A 15,357-nucleotide genomic window follows, 5' to 3' on the forward strand; every position below is an offset into this window, starting at 1 on the left:
ATTTTAAAATTGAAGACTTATTAAATGAAAAAATTGATATTTGCTTGAGGGTATTTTATATTTAAAATAATGAATATATAGTTTTATTGTTGTTGGAGGAGATAAGAACTAACATGAATACAAAAAAATTTCAAACCTATGTGGCGTTGTCAACAAAAGACTGGAGTGCTGAAACATTTGTAAGAACCTTAGAAGAGATTGTATCTTCGGCAAAAGAATATGAAAATGATTATATTGAAGTCCATCAAGTACTAGAAATGGTAGTAACAGAAGTTGAAGTTGAGTATGTAATCATTCTAAATCATACGAGAAACTTAGATGATTTGGGGAAATACCTTAAATAATAATTTTTAAATACTGTTTATAAAAAGGAATGCTGTTCTATTTGGATAGAATGGTATTCCTTTTTATCGCTGTTAATAATATAAGGGATTTTGATATGGAATTTTAAAAAGAGAGTGTTAATATTGGCCCTCTAAAAAAGGGTGTAATCAGTATGACAAAGGAAAGACTTTTGGACACTTTACGTAAAAAAAAGAAAACGCCCTCTGTTAATCTTTCTGAAACAGAGGGCGTTTTTTGCATTTTACTTAAAGTCTTTGTTGTCCATCTTCTGTTTTAAATAGTAATGGGTAGTAGACTGTTAGAGCGAAAATTGCCGAATCTATAGTAAAAGTAACCATTCAAAGCCCAATTCATACACTATGATGGAGGATTTTTACTTCATAACCGGATGAAAAAGGAGTGTAATCATGAAGAAACGTACTGTTAATGAAGCAGGAAGGAATGTGCCACAACCAATCCGCAGCGACGGAGCAGGTGCAATTGATTCTGGACCTCGTAATGTTATGCGAGATATTCAAAATCCGAATATGCTTGTTCCACCTATAACGGATGCAGGATTAGTTCCTAACTTGAAGTTTTCATTCTCGGACACTTCTATGATTTTGAAACACGGCGGGTGGTCTCGGGAGATTACTGCTCGGGAACTACCAGTTTCGACGACGATTGCCGGGGTAAATATGAGCTTAACGGCCGGTGGAATACGAGAACTTCATTGGCATAAAGAAGCGGAATGGGCGTATATGCTTTTAGGACGGGCACGCATAACGGCTGTTGATCAAAATGGACGGAATTTTATTGCTGATGTTGGACCAGGTGATCTTTGGTATTTTCCGCCTGGTATTCCGCATTCCATTCAAGGATTGGAACATTGTGAATTTCTACTTGTTTTCGATGATGGACATTTTTCTGATTTATCTACTTTAGCTATTTCTGATTGGTTTGCGCATACGCCAAAAGAAGTGTTGTCGGCTAATTTTGGAGTACCTGAGAGTGCTTTTCATTCTATCCCTTCAGGTCAAGTTTATATTTATCAAGGAGAGGTGCCAGGTTCGCTTGAAAGTCAGGAAGTTCAATCACCGAAAGGGGAAGTTCCTTTAACATTTAAACATGAACTGTTAAAACAAAAGCCAATTAAGACTCCTGGTGGTAGCGTTCGAATTGTAGATTCTACAAATTTCCCTATTTCAAAAACGATCGCAGCAGCGCTCGTTGAGGTTGAGCCTGGTGGAATGAGAGAACTTCATTGGCACCCGAATAATGATGAATGGCAATATTATTTGACAGGGGAAGCGAGAATGAATGTGTTTCTTGGAAATGGTACCGCTCGTACATTTGATTATAGAGCTGGCGATGTCGGATATGTACCGTTTGCGACGGGGCATTATATTCAAAATACAGGTACCGAAACATTATGGTTTTTAGAGATGTTCAGAAGCAATCGTTTTGAAGATGTATCGTTAAATCAATGGATGGCACTGACTCCTAAAGAAATAGTGGAGAGTAATATACATGTTGGCCCGCAAGTAATGGATTCTCTGCGTAAGAAGAAGTGGCCTGTTGTGAAATACCCGGGGTTTTCATATAGTCCGAAAAATGATGAGTAAAAATGAAAATTTGCGTTATTCTTTCTGGAGACTGATAAGAAGGGATGGCGTATTTTTTATGCCTAATCTAGTCTTTATTAGTATCCGTTCTTTGTATTATTGTTCGGGAAATTATTATTGGAGCATAGTATAGGGAAGATCCATATTAAATAGCGCTATTATAAGCTGTAACGCATAAGTTGCGCAGGAAATGCAACGATAACTAGCTTTACTCTTCATCATTTATTTGAACATAATGGGCATAGAGAGGTGATAAACACAGTATGATTTTTAGTGAGCGTTTAAAAGAAGAAAGGGAAAAAAGAAATTGGTCGCAAAATGATTTGGCTGAAAAAATTCATGTAAGTAGGCAATCTGTTTCGAAATGGGAGACGGGAAAGAACTATCCGAGCATTGAAATTATTATTCATTTAAGCGATCTGTTCGGTATTACAATTGATGAACTGCTAAGGAGTGATGAAGAATTGACGCAGAAAATAATTGAAGATAGTAAGCAATTGGCGTATCCAAAATGGAAGGTGTTTTTTGATAGTCTATTTATGATAGGAGTATTTTTGTTTATTGCAAAAATCGTTGTATGGATGCTAAATAAGTTTGCTGGAGCAAGTATTACAATTGTAGCAGATGCGCCATATGTAATGAATCTTTTGCCCCTTGTATTCATGATTATAGGTGGTATAGGTTCCGATAAGTTGAAGAAAATATATAAATAGAGGAAAGATTTGAAAGAAATCCCCAACACTGGCTGTTCTTTTCACTTAAATTGTGTACTATAAAGGATAGGATGACATAAAGAAGGGGACATTTAGAATGGAATTTCATGAACAGAAAATTTTGCCGGCAGTGAGGCAAATTAAAGATTTGGAAAAGCTATTACATAGTTCGTATGAATATATCGTTATTTTAGATATTCATGTCGGCCAATTGAAGAGTGTTATATCACTTGCGAAGCAATATTGTAAAAAGGTGTTTTTACATGTGGATTTAATTCATGGCTTGCAGAGTGATGGGCATGCGACGGAATATTTATGTCAGGAGTTTAGACCGTACGGGTTACTTTCGACAAAGGCGAGCGTTATTATGAAGGCGAAGCAAAAAGGTGTTGTGGCAATACAACGCATCTTTTTAATCGATTCGAGTGCGATGGAGAAGAGCTGCAATCTTTTAGATAAGACAAAACCGGATTATATTGAGGTGCTTCCAGGAGCAATGACGGATATTATCGCTGAAGTGAAAGAGCGTACTGGTGTACCGATTTTAGCAGGTGGTTTTATTCGTACTGTAGAAGATGTGGAAAGAGCTTTAAACGCTGGTGCGACAGCGATTACGACGTCAAAACGCGAACTATGGAAACATTACCAAAAAAAGTGACAAAAATGTGAAAAAATTCTGTTGACACCGCTTTCATAAGAGGTTAACATTATAGACAAGTTAATAAACGTGACGGAGAAAAGAAGAGATCCACATTTCATTGTTTCTATATAAATTTATATAGAAGCATGCAAAGCTGTGGGTCTTTTTCTTTTGACAAAAACGAATGGCCATTCATTTTACCTCTATCACATTTGGAAGCGTTTAAATTGATTGTGGAGGGATACTATGTCAGCATTTTTAGGAGAGTTAATAGGGACTGCGTTGTTAATCGTACTTGGTGGCGGCGTTTGTGCTGGTGTAAGTTTAAAGAAATCGTTTGCGAAAGATTCAGGTTGGATTGTTATTACAATGGGCTGGGGCTTAGCAGTAGCGGTTGCAGCGTATGCGGTTGGATCAATTAGTGGGGCACATTTGAATCCAGCTTTAACGATAGGACTAGCATTTAAGGGAGCGTTCCCATGGAGTGACGTACCAGGTTATATCGTAGCACAAATGATTGGGGCAATTATCGGGGCAGTTATCGTATATTTACATTACTTACCACACTGGAAAGAAACGGAAGATCCAGGAACAAAGTTAGGCGTATTTGCAACAGGTCCAGCAATTCCGAACACATTTGCAAACCTTTTAAGTGAAATGATTGGAACATTCGTTTTAGTATTTGGTATATTAGCAATTGGTGCAAATAAATTTGCAGATGGATTAAATCCATTTATCGTAGGTTTCTTAATTGTAAGTATTGGTTTATCATTAGGTGGGACAACAGGATACGCAATTAACCCAGCACGTGATTTAGGTCCGCGTATCGCACACTTCTTCCTTCCGATTGCAGGAAAAGGCGGTTCAAACTGGAAGTATGCATGGATTCCAGTAGTAGGTCCAATTTTAGGTGGATCACTTGCAGGTTTATTCCATCAAGTTGTATTTGAAGGAAAACAAAATTCAGCACTTATTTATGTGATTATCGCAACTGTGATTGTACTAGCAATCTCTTATATGACAAGTAAAAAAAGCGGAAGCAATACAAATAGTAGAAAAGTAGCATAAGGGGGAAACCGATATGAAAAAATATATTCTTTCATTAGACCAAGGAACAACAAGCTCACGTGCAATTTTATTCAATAAAAAAGGTGAAATTGTTCATTCAGCTCAAAAAGAGTTTACACAACATTTTCCAAAGCCGGGCTGGGTAGAGCATAATGCACAAGAAATTTGGGGATCTATTTTAGCAGTTATCGCAACTTGCTTAAGCGAAGCAGATGTAAAACCAGAACAAATCGCTGGTATCGGTATTACGAACCAACGTGAAACAACGGTTGTATGGGATAAAACAACTAGTAAACCAATTTACAACGCAATCGTATGGCAATCTCGCCAAACAGCTGAAATTTGTGATGAGTTAAAAGAAAAAGGTTATAGCGAAATGGTTCGCGAAAAAACAGGTCTTTTAATTGATGCATACTTCTCTGGAACGAAAGTAAAGTGGATTTTAGATAACGTTGAAGGTGCAAGAGAGAAAGCAGAAAACGGGGATCTATTATTCGGAACAATTGATTCATGGCTTGTATGGAAACTATCTGGTGGTAAAGCACACGTAACAGATTACTCAAACGCATCACGTACGTTAATGTTTAACATTCACGACTTACAGTGGGATGATGAGCTTCTAGACATGTTAACAGTACCAAAGAGTATGCTTCCAGAAGTACGTCCATCATCTGAAATATATGGAGAAACAATTGATTACCACTTCTTCGGTCAAAATGTACCGATTGCAGGTGTAGCTGGTGACCAACAAGCAGCTTTATTTGGACAAGCTTGTTTCGGTGAAGGTATGGCGAAGAACACTTACGGAACTGGTTGCTTTATGTTAATGAACACAGGTGAAAAAGCAGTAGCTTCTGAGCACGGTCTATTAACAACAATTGCATGGGGAATAGATGGTAAAGTGAACTACGCATTAGAAGGAAGTATTTTCGTAGCAGGTTCTGCGATTCAGTGGTTACGTGACGGAATGCGCATGTTTAAAGATGCAAGTGAGAGTGAAGTATATGCCTCTCGCGTTGAATCAACTGACGGTGTATACGTTGTACCAGCATTCGTTGGACTAGGAACACCTTATTGGGATAGTGAAGTACGCGGCGCTATGTTTGGTGTAACACGCGGTACGACGAAAGAGCATTTCATTCGTGCAACGCTAGAATCTTTAGCTTACCAAACGAAAGATGTATTATGCGCAATGGAAGCAGATTCAGGTATTGAACTGAACACATTACGTGTTGATGGCGGAGCGGTTAAAAATAACTTCTTAATGAAGTTCCAAAGTGATATTCTAGATGTTCCTGTAGAGCGTCCAGTGATCAACGAAACAACGGCTCTAGGTGCAGCGTACTTAGCGGGTCTTGCGGTTGGATATTGGAAAAACCAAGATGAAATTAAATCACAGTGGCATATGGACAAACGCTTTGAACCAACGATGGAAGCGGAAACAAGCGAAGAGCTATATGCTGGATGGAAAAAGGCAATTGAAGCAACAAAAGCTTTCAAATAATCATAAACAGTGTTATAATGGTGACAAGTTAATAATTCGGTAGGAGATTTGGAGAGACCACAACGCGCTATAGAGGCGAAATCTATAGCGGAGTTTGTGGTCTCTTTTTTCGTTATCAAAGGGAGGAATTACCATGAAATTTTCAAGTAAACAACGTAAAGACGTATTAAACGGAGTAAATAAACAAGAGTTAGATGTGATCGTAATTGGTGGAGGTATTACTGGTTCTGGTATTGCATTAGATGGAGCAACACGCGGGTTATCAACAATTGTGTTTGAAATGCAGGACTTTGCAGCAGGTACATCAAGTCGTTCAACGAAGCTTGTACACGGTGGTCTACGTTATTTAAAACAACTTGAAGTGAAAATGGTAGCAGAGGTGGGTAAAGAGCGTGCGATCGTATATGAGAACGGTCCCCATGTAACAACACCAGAGTGGATGTTACTTCCGTTCCATACAGGCGGTACGTTCGGATCATTTAGTACATCAATTGGTCTTCGTGTATACGACTTCTTAGCAGGTGTAAAACGAAGCGAGCGCAGAAAGATGTTTAACCGTGAAGAAACGCTAAACAAAGAGCCTCTTGTAAAAAAAGAAGGATTAAAAGGCGGCGGTTACTACGTAGAATATCGTACAGACGATGCGCGTCTTACAATTGAAGTAATGAAAGAAGCAATTGAGCATGGTGCGAAAGCTGTTAACTACGCAAAAGTAGACAGTTTCTTATATAAAGATGGAAAAGTATGCGGTGTACGTGTAATCGATTTACTAGACGGTGAAGTATATGAAGTTTACGGTAAGAAAATTGTAAACGCAGCTGGTCCTTGGGTAGATACACTTCGTGAAAAAGATAACTCGAAAAAAGGAAAAGTACTTCAGTTATCAAAAGGTGTTCACTTAGTAATTGACCAAAAACGTTTCCCACTAGGGCAAGCAATTTACTTCGATACACCAGATAAACGTATGGTGTTCGCGATTCCTCGCGGAGGAAAAACATACGTAGGTACAACAGATACGTTCTATGATAAAGACGCAGCTGTACCACAAATGACAACAGAAGATCGCACATACATCATTAATGCGATTAACTACATGTTCCCAAGCGTGAAAATTACAGAGAAAGACATTGAATCAAGCTGGGCTGGTGTACGTCCGTTAATTTATGAAGAAGGTAAGAATGCATCTGAAATTTCTCGTAAAGATGAAATTTGGACTTCTGAATCTGGTTTAATTACAATCGCAGGTGGTAAATTAACAGGATACCGTAAAATGGCTGAAATGGTAGTAGATTACGTAACGAACTTATTACAAAAAGAAGGTCATAGCGCATATCCGAAGAGCGATACGAAACATATGCCAATCTCTGGTGGACATGTAGATGGTTCACACGGATTCCCAGCATTTGTTGCGAAAAAAGCAGACGAAGGTACAAAATCTGGTTTAACGAAAGTACAAGCAGAAGAGTTCGCGAAATTCTACGGCTCTAACGTTGATGTACTGTTCGACTTAGCGAAAAAACATAAAGAAGAAGCGAAAGAATACAACATGCCGCTTGACGTTCTAATCCCACTTGTATACGCAATGGATTACGAAATGACAGCAAAACCAGTTGACTTCTTCGTACGCCGCAGAGGCGCTGTATTCTTCAACATCCACTGGGTATACGAGTGGAAAGAAGCAGTAATCAACTACATGGCTGCGAAACTAGGCTGGAGCAAAGAAGAACAAATGAAATATACAGCTGAACTAGAAAAAGCACTAACAGACGCTGTAATTCCTGTAGATCAACAAGAACAGGCAGCTGCGTTAGCATAAAATAGAGAACCACCTGAAGGGGAGCCTTTAGGTGGTTTTTTTATGGGTTATTTTTCTAACTATGTTGTATAACGACATATGTTGTTATACTATGTATATAAGGTGGTGGTATTGTTGGACAAAGAAATCTTGAAGGGAAGTATAGATATTTTATTACTTTCTATCATTGCAAAACGTGATACATACGGATACGAAATAGCTCAAAGTTTAAAGGATGCAAGTGAAGATTTGTATAGTATGGGACAGGGAACTTTGTACCCTGCTTTAAAGAGATTAGAGAAAAAGGAGTTTCTTGAATCTTATTGGAATGAATCTGAGAATGGGATGAAAAGGAAATTCTATACTATTACAGATAAAGGGAAAAAAGAATTGCAGAAGAAAGTGAACTCTTGGGAGAGTGTAACAGCATTAATTCAAGCTTGTCAGAAAGGAGTTATTTATGAGTGAATTTGATGAGTATATTAAGTCTATTTTAGCCTATTCAGAACTTAGTGATATTGAACAGGATGAGTTATTTCTAGAAATGTATGATCACTTGAACAGCTTGAAAGAAGAATATATGGAACAAGGTATGAATGAAAAAGAAGCGATTTATAAAGCGATTCAAAGTTTTGGAGAATCAAAAGTTATTGGCGTAGAGATTAATAAATCGGTATACGAAGTTCCTAGGCCATTAAAGGTGTTATCAAAAGTTTTATGTATTCCTTATATAATCATTTGTTTTATTGTCTTTTTAGGAACGTTTATTTCAACTTCTACATTTGACTCTGTTCGCAGTTTGACAGGTGGTGGGACTGTCTATCATCCCATTGAATTTTGGCAGCAATTTTTACATATATCTGATTTAGAAACGTTATTACAACTTTTTGGAATAACACTTTGGCAAGTTAAAGATTTTATTGCACATCCAGGTCCTTGGGGAAACTCAACTTATTGGTTAAGCGTTTTACAACATATAATATTAGTAGTTCCATTCGGATTTTTCGTTCCAGTGCTGATTAATAAAGTGACTAACTATAAGAAAGCTCGTAAGTGGTATGTTATGACCTTTCTTGTTTGGGAGATATTACATTTACTAACTTTGTCTGATGTTTTTGATGTGTGGCGGATTGCTATAAATATGCTCGGTGCGTCGGTAGGATATCTTTTATTTATAATCATAATGCAAATGGATAATAAATTTAGGGTTATGCGAAAGAAGATATTTGAAAATTAGCTCGCTATTCTGTAGTTTAAATTATACAAACTTAATTTGATGGTAATAGAGTATCGCTGAAAACATAGGTACTATATAGTGAGAGGATTTTTTATATTCGTAATAGGTGTTGTTCCTTGTTTAATCCTACTGTTATGAAGCGGGTACATAATCCGTCTTTATTGGTGCTATAAATGATGAGAGCGGCACAGCTGAACTAGAAAAAGTCTAGATCAACAAGAGCAAGCAGCTGCGTTAGCATAAAATAGAGAACCACCTGAAGGAGAGCCTTTAGGTGGTTTTTCTCTTGACTAAAAATAAATAAAATGTGTTACAATGATGATAGAGTATATAGTATGAATTTTGCATAAAATAAAAAAGACAGAAGCCTGAGAAACTTCTGCCTTGTGTAACCTAACTTGCTATTGTGGTGGTAGTAGGTGCGGTTATAAGACAATTACATTAACGTTTTAGCCGAGAACCGCCCTTACCTTTTCCACGAAGTAGGGTGGTTCTCGCTTTTTTGTATACAGAAATTAGCCACGGACCGACGTATCTTCTACCGATGATAACGCCAGTTCCGGTTAGGATACCGTACACTAATTTAATTACAAACATCGCGATCATTTTATCACCTCCCCCCTTTTTTCAAAATGGAAGAGATGATTACCACACCTACTAGTTATAGCTTATTAAGTTACATTTCCATTGTATTATGTTTTAAAATAGGGAACAAGACATATGGATGAAAAGCCCTAGTTTTAAATGGTGGTTGTGTAAATTGTGGTTTATCATATATAACCTGTTTATGAGTTTCCTACAAGTTAAGGTTTTCATGCAATTGCGTTATGTATAGAAGTTTAAATACTACACTTGTATGAAGAATATATTAGTTTTGATATTTTCGATTCATCTTTGTATGGCCATGATATATTAGATTCTTTAAGTGAGCGTTAGAAAGAAGGAGGACTCGATTAAATCGGTTCTCTTTTTAATTTAGCGATGAGGGGAATCTTGATGATATAAAACTAAGACAAAATCCTTATTGTAAACTTAAAGAGCGCCTTGGGAGAAAGACGCTCTTTAGGTGAACGCATTGTAACGACTATTCGGTTTATTATATGTAATTTACTGAGGAAGTGCTTTATAAAAAATGTGATTGCCAATCGTATTTTTTTATACATTTATAAAACTTTTCCATACAGTGCGTCGTCTAATATATGGGAAGGAGGAAATGATGTGGATGAATTAACGATAGAAGCGTTTGAGATAGAAGATAAGGAACTCCTTATCGATGAAATAATGAACAAGTATGGACAAGAAGTCCTGCAGCTTGTGTATTCATATGTAAACAGTAAAGAGATTGCTGAGGATGTAACGCAAGATATATTTGTGAAATGTTATAAATCTCTTCATACATACAAAGGGAAGTCGAATGTGAAAACGTGGTTATGGAGAATTGCGATTAATCAATGTAAGGACTATATAAAAAGTTGGTATAACAAAAAGGTGATCGTGACAGAGGATGAATCTGCTTATATGGGGATTCAAAATGATAGTGTCGAACAAACTGTTATTCAAAATGCGGAGGACCGTGAGCTCGCTTCTGCGGTAATGGATTTACCGATAAAATATCGAGAAGTCATTTATCTATTTTATTATGAAGAATTATCAATTAAAGAGATTGCTACGGTAATAGACGTGAAAGAAAACACGATAAAAACGAGATTGAAAAAAGCGAAGGAGCTTTTGAAGGAAGGATTGGAGGAATAATCAAATGGAAGATCGATTAAAAGGCTTGCGAAAATCAATGGAGAACACAACGTTTAAACATTTGAGTTTTTCTGATCAACATCGAAAGCGGGTACGTGAAAAAATCAATCAATCGTCCGAAAAGGAAGAAGATATCCTTTTAGCGGTGTTGCAACTTCTTATGAATGAAAAAACAGGTTATGAATTGATGCAGTTGCTAAGAGGGAGAGGGATTCAAAAATTCGAAGGTGATGAAGGGTCTCTATACACTTTATTGCATCGTCTAGAACAGAATCGCTTTATCCAATCTAGCTGGGATCATGCGGGAGCTAAATATTATCAATTAAATGATAAAGGAAACAAGATGCTGCGAAAGGCAGAGAAGAATGCTACGAAGGCACGATTTATATTAAAAGGATTAGTACAGGAGTGAGGCGGAATTGAACAAAAAAGGGGAGCGTTTTTTAAAAGAAGTTACGAACCATATTAAATCAAAAGAAGCGATGGATTTGGTGGCGATGGAACTAGACTTTCACTTAAAACAGGCGAAGAATATGTGGATGGATAAAGGATTAAGTGAGGAAGTTGCTGAAGATAAGGCTGTTGAACAAATGGGAAGTCCAATTAAGCTTGGCCAGGAACTGAATAAATTACATAAGCCAAAGGTTGATTGGTTCTTAATTGGTTTATTAGTGGCTGCGATGGGGCTAGGGTTTTTACCAGTTTTAGCTTTTGGATATACGAATGATGTAATAATGAATAAGGTGATATTTGTTATTCTCGGTGTTGTAACAGCTTTTGGGATGATGCTGATTGATTATCGGAAATTAGAGAGAAGGGGAGGGTTGTTTTACACAATCGGAGTACTTATTCTGTTAATGCTATACTGTTTTCCGAACGCTTCGTTGACTGGAGAACCGTTAATAAAAATTGGTCCCATTGAAATTGATTGTTTAATAGCAGTACCGTTCTTTTTTCTAGCGTGGGCTTCTTTTTTCAATAATAGTAGGTTAAAGGTTATACATCTTGTGGTTTTATATTTATTTTCTTTGTATTTATTTTTGATTGTATCAACCCTTTCGTCAATTTTTGTTTATATGACAATGGTATTCGTTATGCTTTGGTGGAGTAAGTTAGGAAAGAAAACGGCGTTGATTATTACGATTGTACCCATTTGTTTATTTATTATCAGGGCATCGGTATCCTGGTCTTCAGGATACCACTTAGATAGAATTTTAGGGTATTTAAATCCGGAGAGTGATGCAGGTGGTGCAGGATTTATGTATATACGTTTAAAAGAGGTAATGTCATCGGCTAGTTGGTTTGGTACATCTGGAGATACAAAATTCATCCCTGCTGCGGATACTGATTTTGTATTTGCAAGTTTGACTTACTATTATGGGTATGTGCTTGCGCTAATTCTGGTTTCTGTTCTTTCTCTTTTTGTAGCAAGATTAGTAATCATATCTTATAAAATAAATGACCGATATGGTAAATTGCTTCTCATTGGAGGAATGACTCTTTTTGTAGTCCAGTTTATTTATAACGTGGGCATGATTTTAGGCTTATTGCCGATTGCTGCTATATCATTACCTTTTATTAGTTATGGATTAACACCGACTGTATTTCATGCGCTTTTAATGGGAATTGTGTTAAGTGTATATCGACGTAAAGATATTCCTTTTAGAATGAGAAAAACACCTTGATAATCATCAAGGTGTTTTCGTTATAAGTTCAAAACTATCCGAATCAGCCCCAAGCACAAAAGGACTAACCTCGCCAACACTATAAAGTTGCAACTCATGCATCGCGCGCGTACAAGCAGTGTAGAACAATCTACGTACGCTCTCATCACTGTATACATCTTCAGAAGCATCATAAATAATAACAGCGTCAAATTCAATACCCTTCGCTAAATAAGCAGGGATCACGACAATACCTTGCTCATACTCGGCTGAGTTACTCTTCACGAGTTTAATATTCTCGATATGACGGAGTGCTTCGTATGCAGCGGCGCTTTCAGTTGCGGATTTACATATAATTGCGATTGTATTGTGATTTTGTTTTTTTAGTTCGGTAACTTTTGTAGTAATATGCTCGTGCAGTTCGCTGTAATCAGCTACTTTCGTTACTGTAGGTTTCTCGCCGTCGCGTTCAAAGGCGTGAATGTTCTTCCCTTCCGGTACGAGAGCACGTGTAAATTCAATAATCGGTTTTGTTGAGCGGTAGCTACGAGTTAAGTTAATACCGTTCGTTTCATCTGGTCCGTATAAGCTAGTAAGTGTATTGAAATTCACTGCCTCACTCGCATGGGCAAATATCGCTTGGTTAAAGTCTCCGAGTACCGTCATTCTTGCAGCAGGGAAGAGACGTTTTAAGAACTCGAACTGAAACGGAGAATAATCTTGCGCTTCATCTACGAGTACGTGTTTAATCGATCTGTTCGTTTGGAAGCCTTCAATTAATTCTTTTAAAAGTAAAAATGGAGTCGCATCCTCGTAATATAGCTTTCCTTCATCAAGCATGTTCACCGTTAGAGAGCAAATGTCATCCCATTCTTTCGGTTTTTCTCCAGTAACCCATGATGCGTCTGTGAAGAGTTGTTTATAGATTCCTGTGAAATTGATGAAGCGCAGTGTTTGAACGCCTTTACGAAGCGGCTTCAATTTTTTGCGGACAATCATACGTCCCAGGACTTTCGTTTCTTTCTCATAGTCATTAAAAGAGTTGTCGTCAAACTCGCCTTTTTTCTGCAAGTATTTATAAGCCTTTTGATATTCATCTTTACTAAGTAATTCAATTTCTTCTTCTACCCAAGGCTTTTTCAGTTCTGCTTTTTCAAGTGCATCTATTTGTTTATTTAGCCAATCCGTTAACTTCTCAATTCGACTATGGAAGCGGAGGGAGGAGTCAGTATTGTAAAATTGCTCTGTAATTTCTTTAGCAGAGGCAATCAGTTTTCCTCTAAATTTCATTCCTCTAAATAGCATGCCTGAAGTTTCAAGAGATTGTCTGTACGCTCTAATCATTTCGAAAAATTGAGTGGATGCTTTAAATCGGATGCTCATATTTCTAATTTTGTAATTTGCGCTATTCGTTTCAGTTAACATATATTCCAATTGCTCATAAGGGTCTTCAACATCAAATGACTTACTTAGTCTATGATTTAAATACTCTTGGAATGTAACTTGCTGCATATTTTCTTCACCGAGTTCAGGTAGTACGTTAGATACGTAGCTATTGAACATAGAGTTTGGGGAGAAGAGAATAATTTGATCCGCTTTTAGCCATTCGCGATATTTATATAGTAAGTAGGCGATTCGCTGCAGGGCAGCTGATGTTTTACCACTACCAGCAGCTCCTTGAACGATAAGGAGTCGGCCTTCATCGTGACGGATAATTTCATTTTGCTCACGCTGAATCGTAGCGACGATGCTCTGCATATGTTTGTTTGTACCTTTTCCGAGCGCTTGTTGCAGAATTTCATCACCGATTGTGAGGCTCGTATCGAACATGGAATCAATCTCGCCATTTTGAATAATGTATTGTAATTTTTTCTCCACATTACCGCGAATTACGCCGCCTGGTGTGTTGTATTCAGCCGGTCCTGGTGGATAGTCGTAATAAACACTTGAAATTGGGGCGCGCCAGTCATAAATAAGAAAGTTTTCTCCGCTTGCATCAGTAAGGGTAGAAACACCGATATAGATTTGTTCTGCGGCAGGTTCGCCTTCTTCAGTAAAATCGATGCGTCCGAAGTAAGGTGCTTTTTGCATACGTCGCAGCGCGGCAAGTCGATTAAAGGTGTGTTTATGGGTGATTTGTGTAACAGCTAGTGACTGAGCTTGTTGTCTTAAGTTGATAACTGTTTCAAGGTAATCATCAAAAGTATCTGTATTCACTTTAACGTCATCCCAGAAGTGTTTACGGATGTTGATTACTTCTGCCCGGCGTCTGCCAGTTTCGTTTTCCAGCTTATCAATTTGCTGCGTAATCGTTTCGATTACGGTATCCAATCGTTTTTGCTCTAGATCAAGTTTTTTGTTCATACGTAAGCACTCCTTTAAAAGTGAAAAATAGAGGTTGACTGAAGAAAGGTTTTGTTGTACAATTAAGATACGGATAAATACGTTCTGTGTATTTTAGAAAACGTGTTTCTGTACTAATTTAACATAGTTTCTTAATTTAATCAATAATGATGAGATAAACCCTTGGTTCCACGCATTGTGAATCAAGGGTTTTTTGTTTTTCTGTAAGAAATAATTGCAATTTTGCCGAGGATGATCTAAGTAAAGTATAGCAACAATCAGGAATAGGGGGATACTGATGCAAAAATATTTTGAGGAAGCACATCGTTTTTGTTCTCGTAATAGAAAGCACTTAGAAAAGGATGTTATATGTGGTTGTTTCTATTGTTTAGAAATTTTTCATCCAGAAAAAATTACAGAGTGGTGGGATGATGATAACACAGCAGTTTGTCCGTATTGTGGGATTGACTCTATTATAGGGGAAAGTTCAGGATTTAGAATCACAGAAATGTTTTTAAGTGAAATGCATAAAAGGTGGTTTTAGTTAAACGAATGACAAAATAAACTTTCGGTAACGAAGATAGTGTAAAACTAGCTAAGATTGTACACTATCCATAAAATGAAAAAGACGTTATCCTTTCTATAGAATCGAAGAGTCAATCATGTAATTTCATTTACCCAATCTGTACACA

At 37.3% G+C, this 15,357-nt stretch carries 15 protein-coding genes; 13 read left to right on the forward strand and 2 right to left on the reverse strand.

The features are described from left to right. Positions 1-113: 113 nt before the first annotated feature. The 9 genes from MRP26_RS09750 (at position 114) to MRP26_RS09790 (ending at position 8,906) form a co-directional block, all read left to right on the forward strand. Positions 114-344 carry a hypothetical protein gene (locus MRP26_RS09750; RefSeq protein WP_001093032.1) on the forward strand — a complete coding sequence of 77 codons (231 nt, stop codon included), beginning with the start codon at positions 114-116 and terminating at the stop codon, positions 342-344. Positions 345-752: 408 nt separating this feature from the next. Then, positions 753-1,949 (forward strand): oxalate decarboxylase family bicupin, encoded by a 1,197-nt coding sequence (locus MRP26_RS09755; protein ID WP_197241368.1) that lies wholly within the window; start codon positions 753-755, stop codon positions 1,947-1,949. 263 nt (positions 1,950-2,212) lie between these two features. Beyond that, entirely contained in the window at positions 2,213-2,662 is a 450-nt protein-coding gene (locus tag MRP26_RS09760; protein WP_078400431.1) for a helix-turn-helix domain-containing protein, read from the forward strand. Positions 2,663-2,759: 97 nt separating this feature from the next. Next, complete coding sequence (gene glpP / locus MRP26_RS09765) at positions 2,760-3,320, forward strand: glycerol uptake operon antiterminator GlpP (protein WP_000394286.1); 561 nt, start codon at positions 2,760-2,762, stop codon at positions 3,318-3,320. A gap of 228 nt (positions 3,321-3,548) precedes the next feature. Then, entirely contained in the window at positions 3,549-4,370 is an 822-nt protein-coding gene (glpF, locus tag MRP26_RS09770; RefSeq protein WP_001272200.1) for a glycerol uptake facilitator protein GlpF, read from the forward strand. A gap of 13 nt (positions 4,371-4,383) precedes the next feature. Then, complete coding sequence (glpK, locus tag MRP26_RS09775; RefSeq protein WP_078400430.1) at positions 4,384-5,874, forward strand: glycerol kinase GlpK; 1,491 nt, start codon at positions 4,384-4,386, stop codon at positions 5,872-5,874. A 133-nt stretch (positions 5,875-6,007) separates the two neighbouring features. Next, positions 6,008-7,690, forward strand: a complete 1,683-nt coding sequence (gene glpD / locus MRP26_RS09780) for an aerobic glycerol-3-phosphate dehydrogenase (protein WP_029442064.1) — start codon at positions 6,008-6,010, stop codon at positions 7,688-7,690. A gap of 114 nt (positions 7,691-7,804) precedes the next feature. Continuing rightward, positions 7,805-8,137, forward strand: a complete 333-nt coding sequence (locus MRP26_RS09785) for a PadR family transcriptional regulator (protein ID WP_000356630.1) — start codon at positions 7,805-7,807, stop codon at positions 8,135-8,137. Continuing rightward, complete coding sequence (locus tag MRP26_RS09790; protein WP_016082602.1) at positions 8,130-8,906, forward strand: VanZ family protein; 777 nt, start codon at positions 8,130-8,132, stop codon at positions 8,904-8,906. Before MRP26_RS09785 ends, MRP26_RS09790 begins: the two co-directional genes overlap by 8 nt. Before the next feature lie 441 nt (positions 8,907-9,347). On the opposite strand, the gene MRP26_RS09795 is transcribed toward MRP26_RS09790, so the two are convergent. Then, positions 9,348-9,512, reverse strand: coding sequence for a hypothetical protein (locus MRP26_RS09795; RefSeq protein ID WP_048565201.1), 165 nt, complete (start codon positions 9,510-9,512; stop codon positions 9,348-9,350). Positions 9,513-10,124: 612 nt separating this feature from the next. On the opposite strand from MRP26_RS09795, the gene MRP26_RS09800 reads away from it, so the two are divergent. The 3 genes from MRP26_RS09800 to MRP26_RS09810 are packed head-to-tail and all read left to right on the forward strand — an operon-like array spanning position 10,125 to position 12,343. After that, on the forward strand, positions 10,125-10,658 hold the full coding sequence (locus tag MRP26_RS09800; RefSeq protein WP_197241367.1) for a sigma-70 family RNA polymerase sigma factor: 534 nt from the start codon (positions 10,125-10,127) through the stop codon (positions 10,656-10,658). A 4-nt stretch (positions 10,659-10,662) separates the two neighbouring features. Further along, positions 10,663-11,070 (forward strand): PadR family transcriptional regulator, encoded by a 408-nt coding sequence (locus tag MRP26_RS09805; protein ID WP_002159014.1) that lies wholly within the window; start codon positions 10,663-10,665, stop codon positions 11,068-11,070. A 7-nt stretch (positions 11,071-11,077) separates the two neighbouring features. After that, positions 11,078-12,343 carry an FtsW/RodA/SpoVE family cell cycle protein gene (locus tag MRP26_RS09810; protein ID WP_242806124.1) on the forward strand — a complete coding sequence of 422 codons (1,266 nt, stop codon included), beginning with the start codon at positions 11,078-11,080 and terminating at the stop codon, positions 12,341-12,343. Between the two features lie 6 nt (positions 12,344-12,349). Here the strand turns inward: MRP26_RS09810 and helD are convergent, their stop codons facing one another. Then, the gene (gene helD / locus MRP26_RS09815; protein ID WP_197241365.1) at positions 12,350-14,686 is read right to left on the reverse strand and encodes an RNA polymerase recycling motor HelD; all 2,337 of its coding nucleotides are present in this window, start codon (positions 14,684-14,686) and stop codon (positions 12,350-12,352) included. A 277-nt stretch (positions 14,687-14,963) separates the two neighbouring features. Between helD and MRP26_RS09820 the strand changes: the two genes are divergently transcribed. After that, positions 14,964-15,209 (forward strand): cytoplasmic protein, encoded by a 246-nt coding sequence (locus tag MRP26_RS09820; protein WP_069355163.1) that lies wholly within the window; start codon positions 14,964-14,966, stop codon positions 15,207-15,209. The last annotated feature ends 148 nt before the right edge of the window (positions 15,210-15,357 follow it).

Origin of the sequence: Bacillus sp. CCB-MMP212 (genome assembly GCF_022748145.1) — a bacterium.
In the GTDB taxonomy this organism is placed as follows: domain Bacteria; phylum Bacillota; class Bacilli; order Bacillales; family Bacillaceae_G; genus Bacillus_A; species Bacillus_A cereus.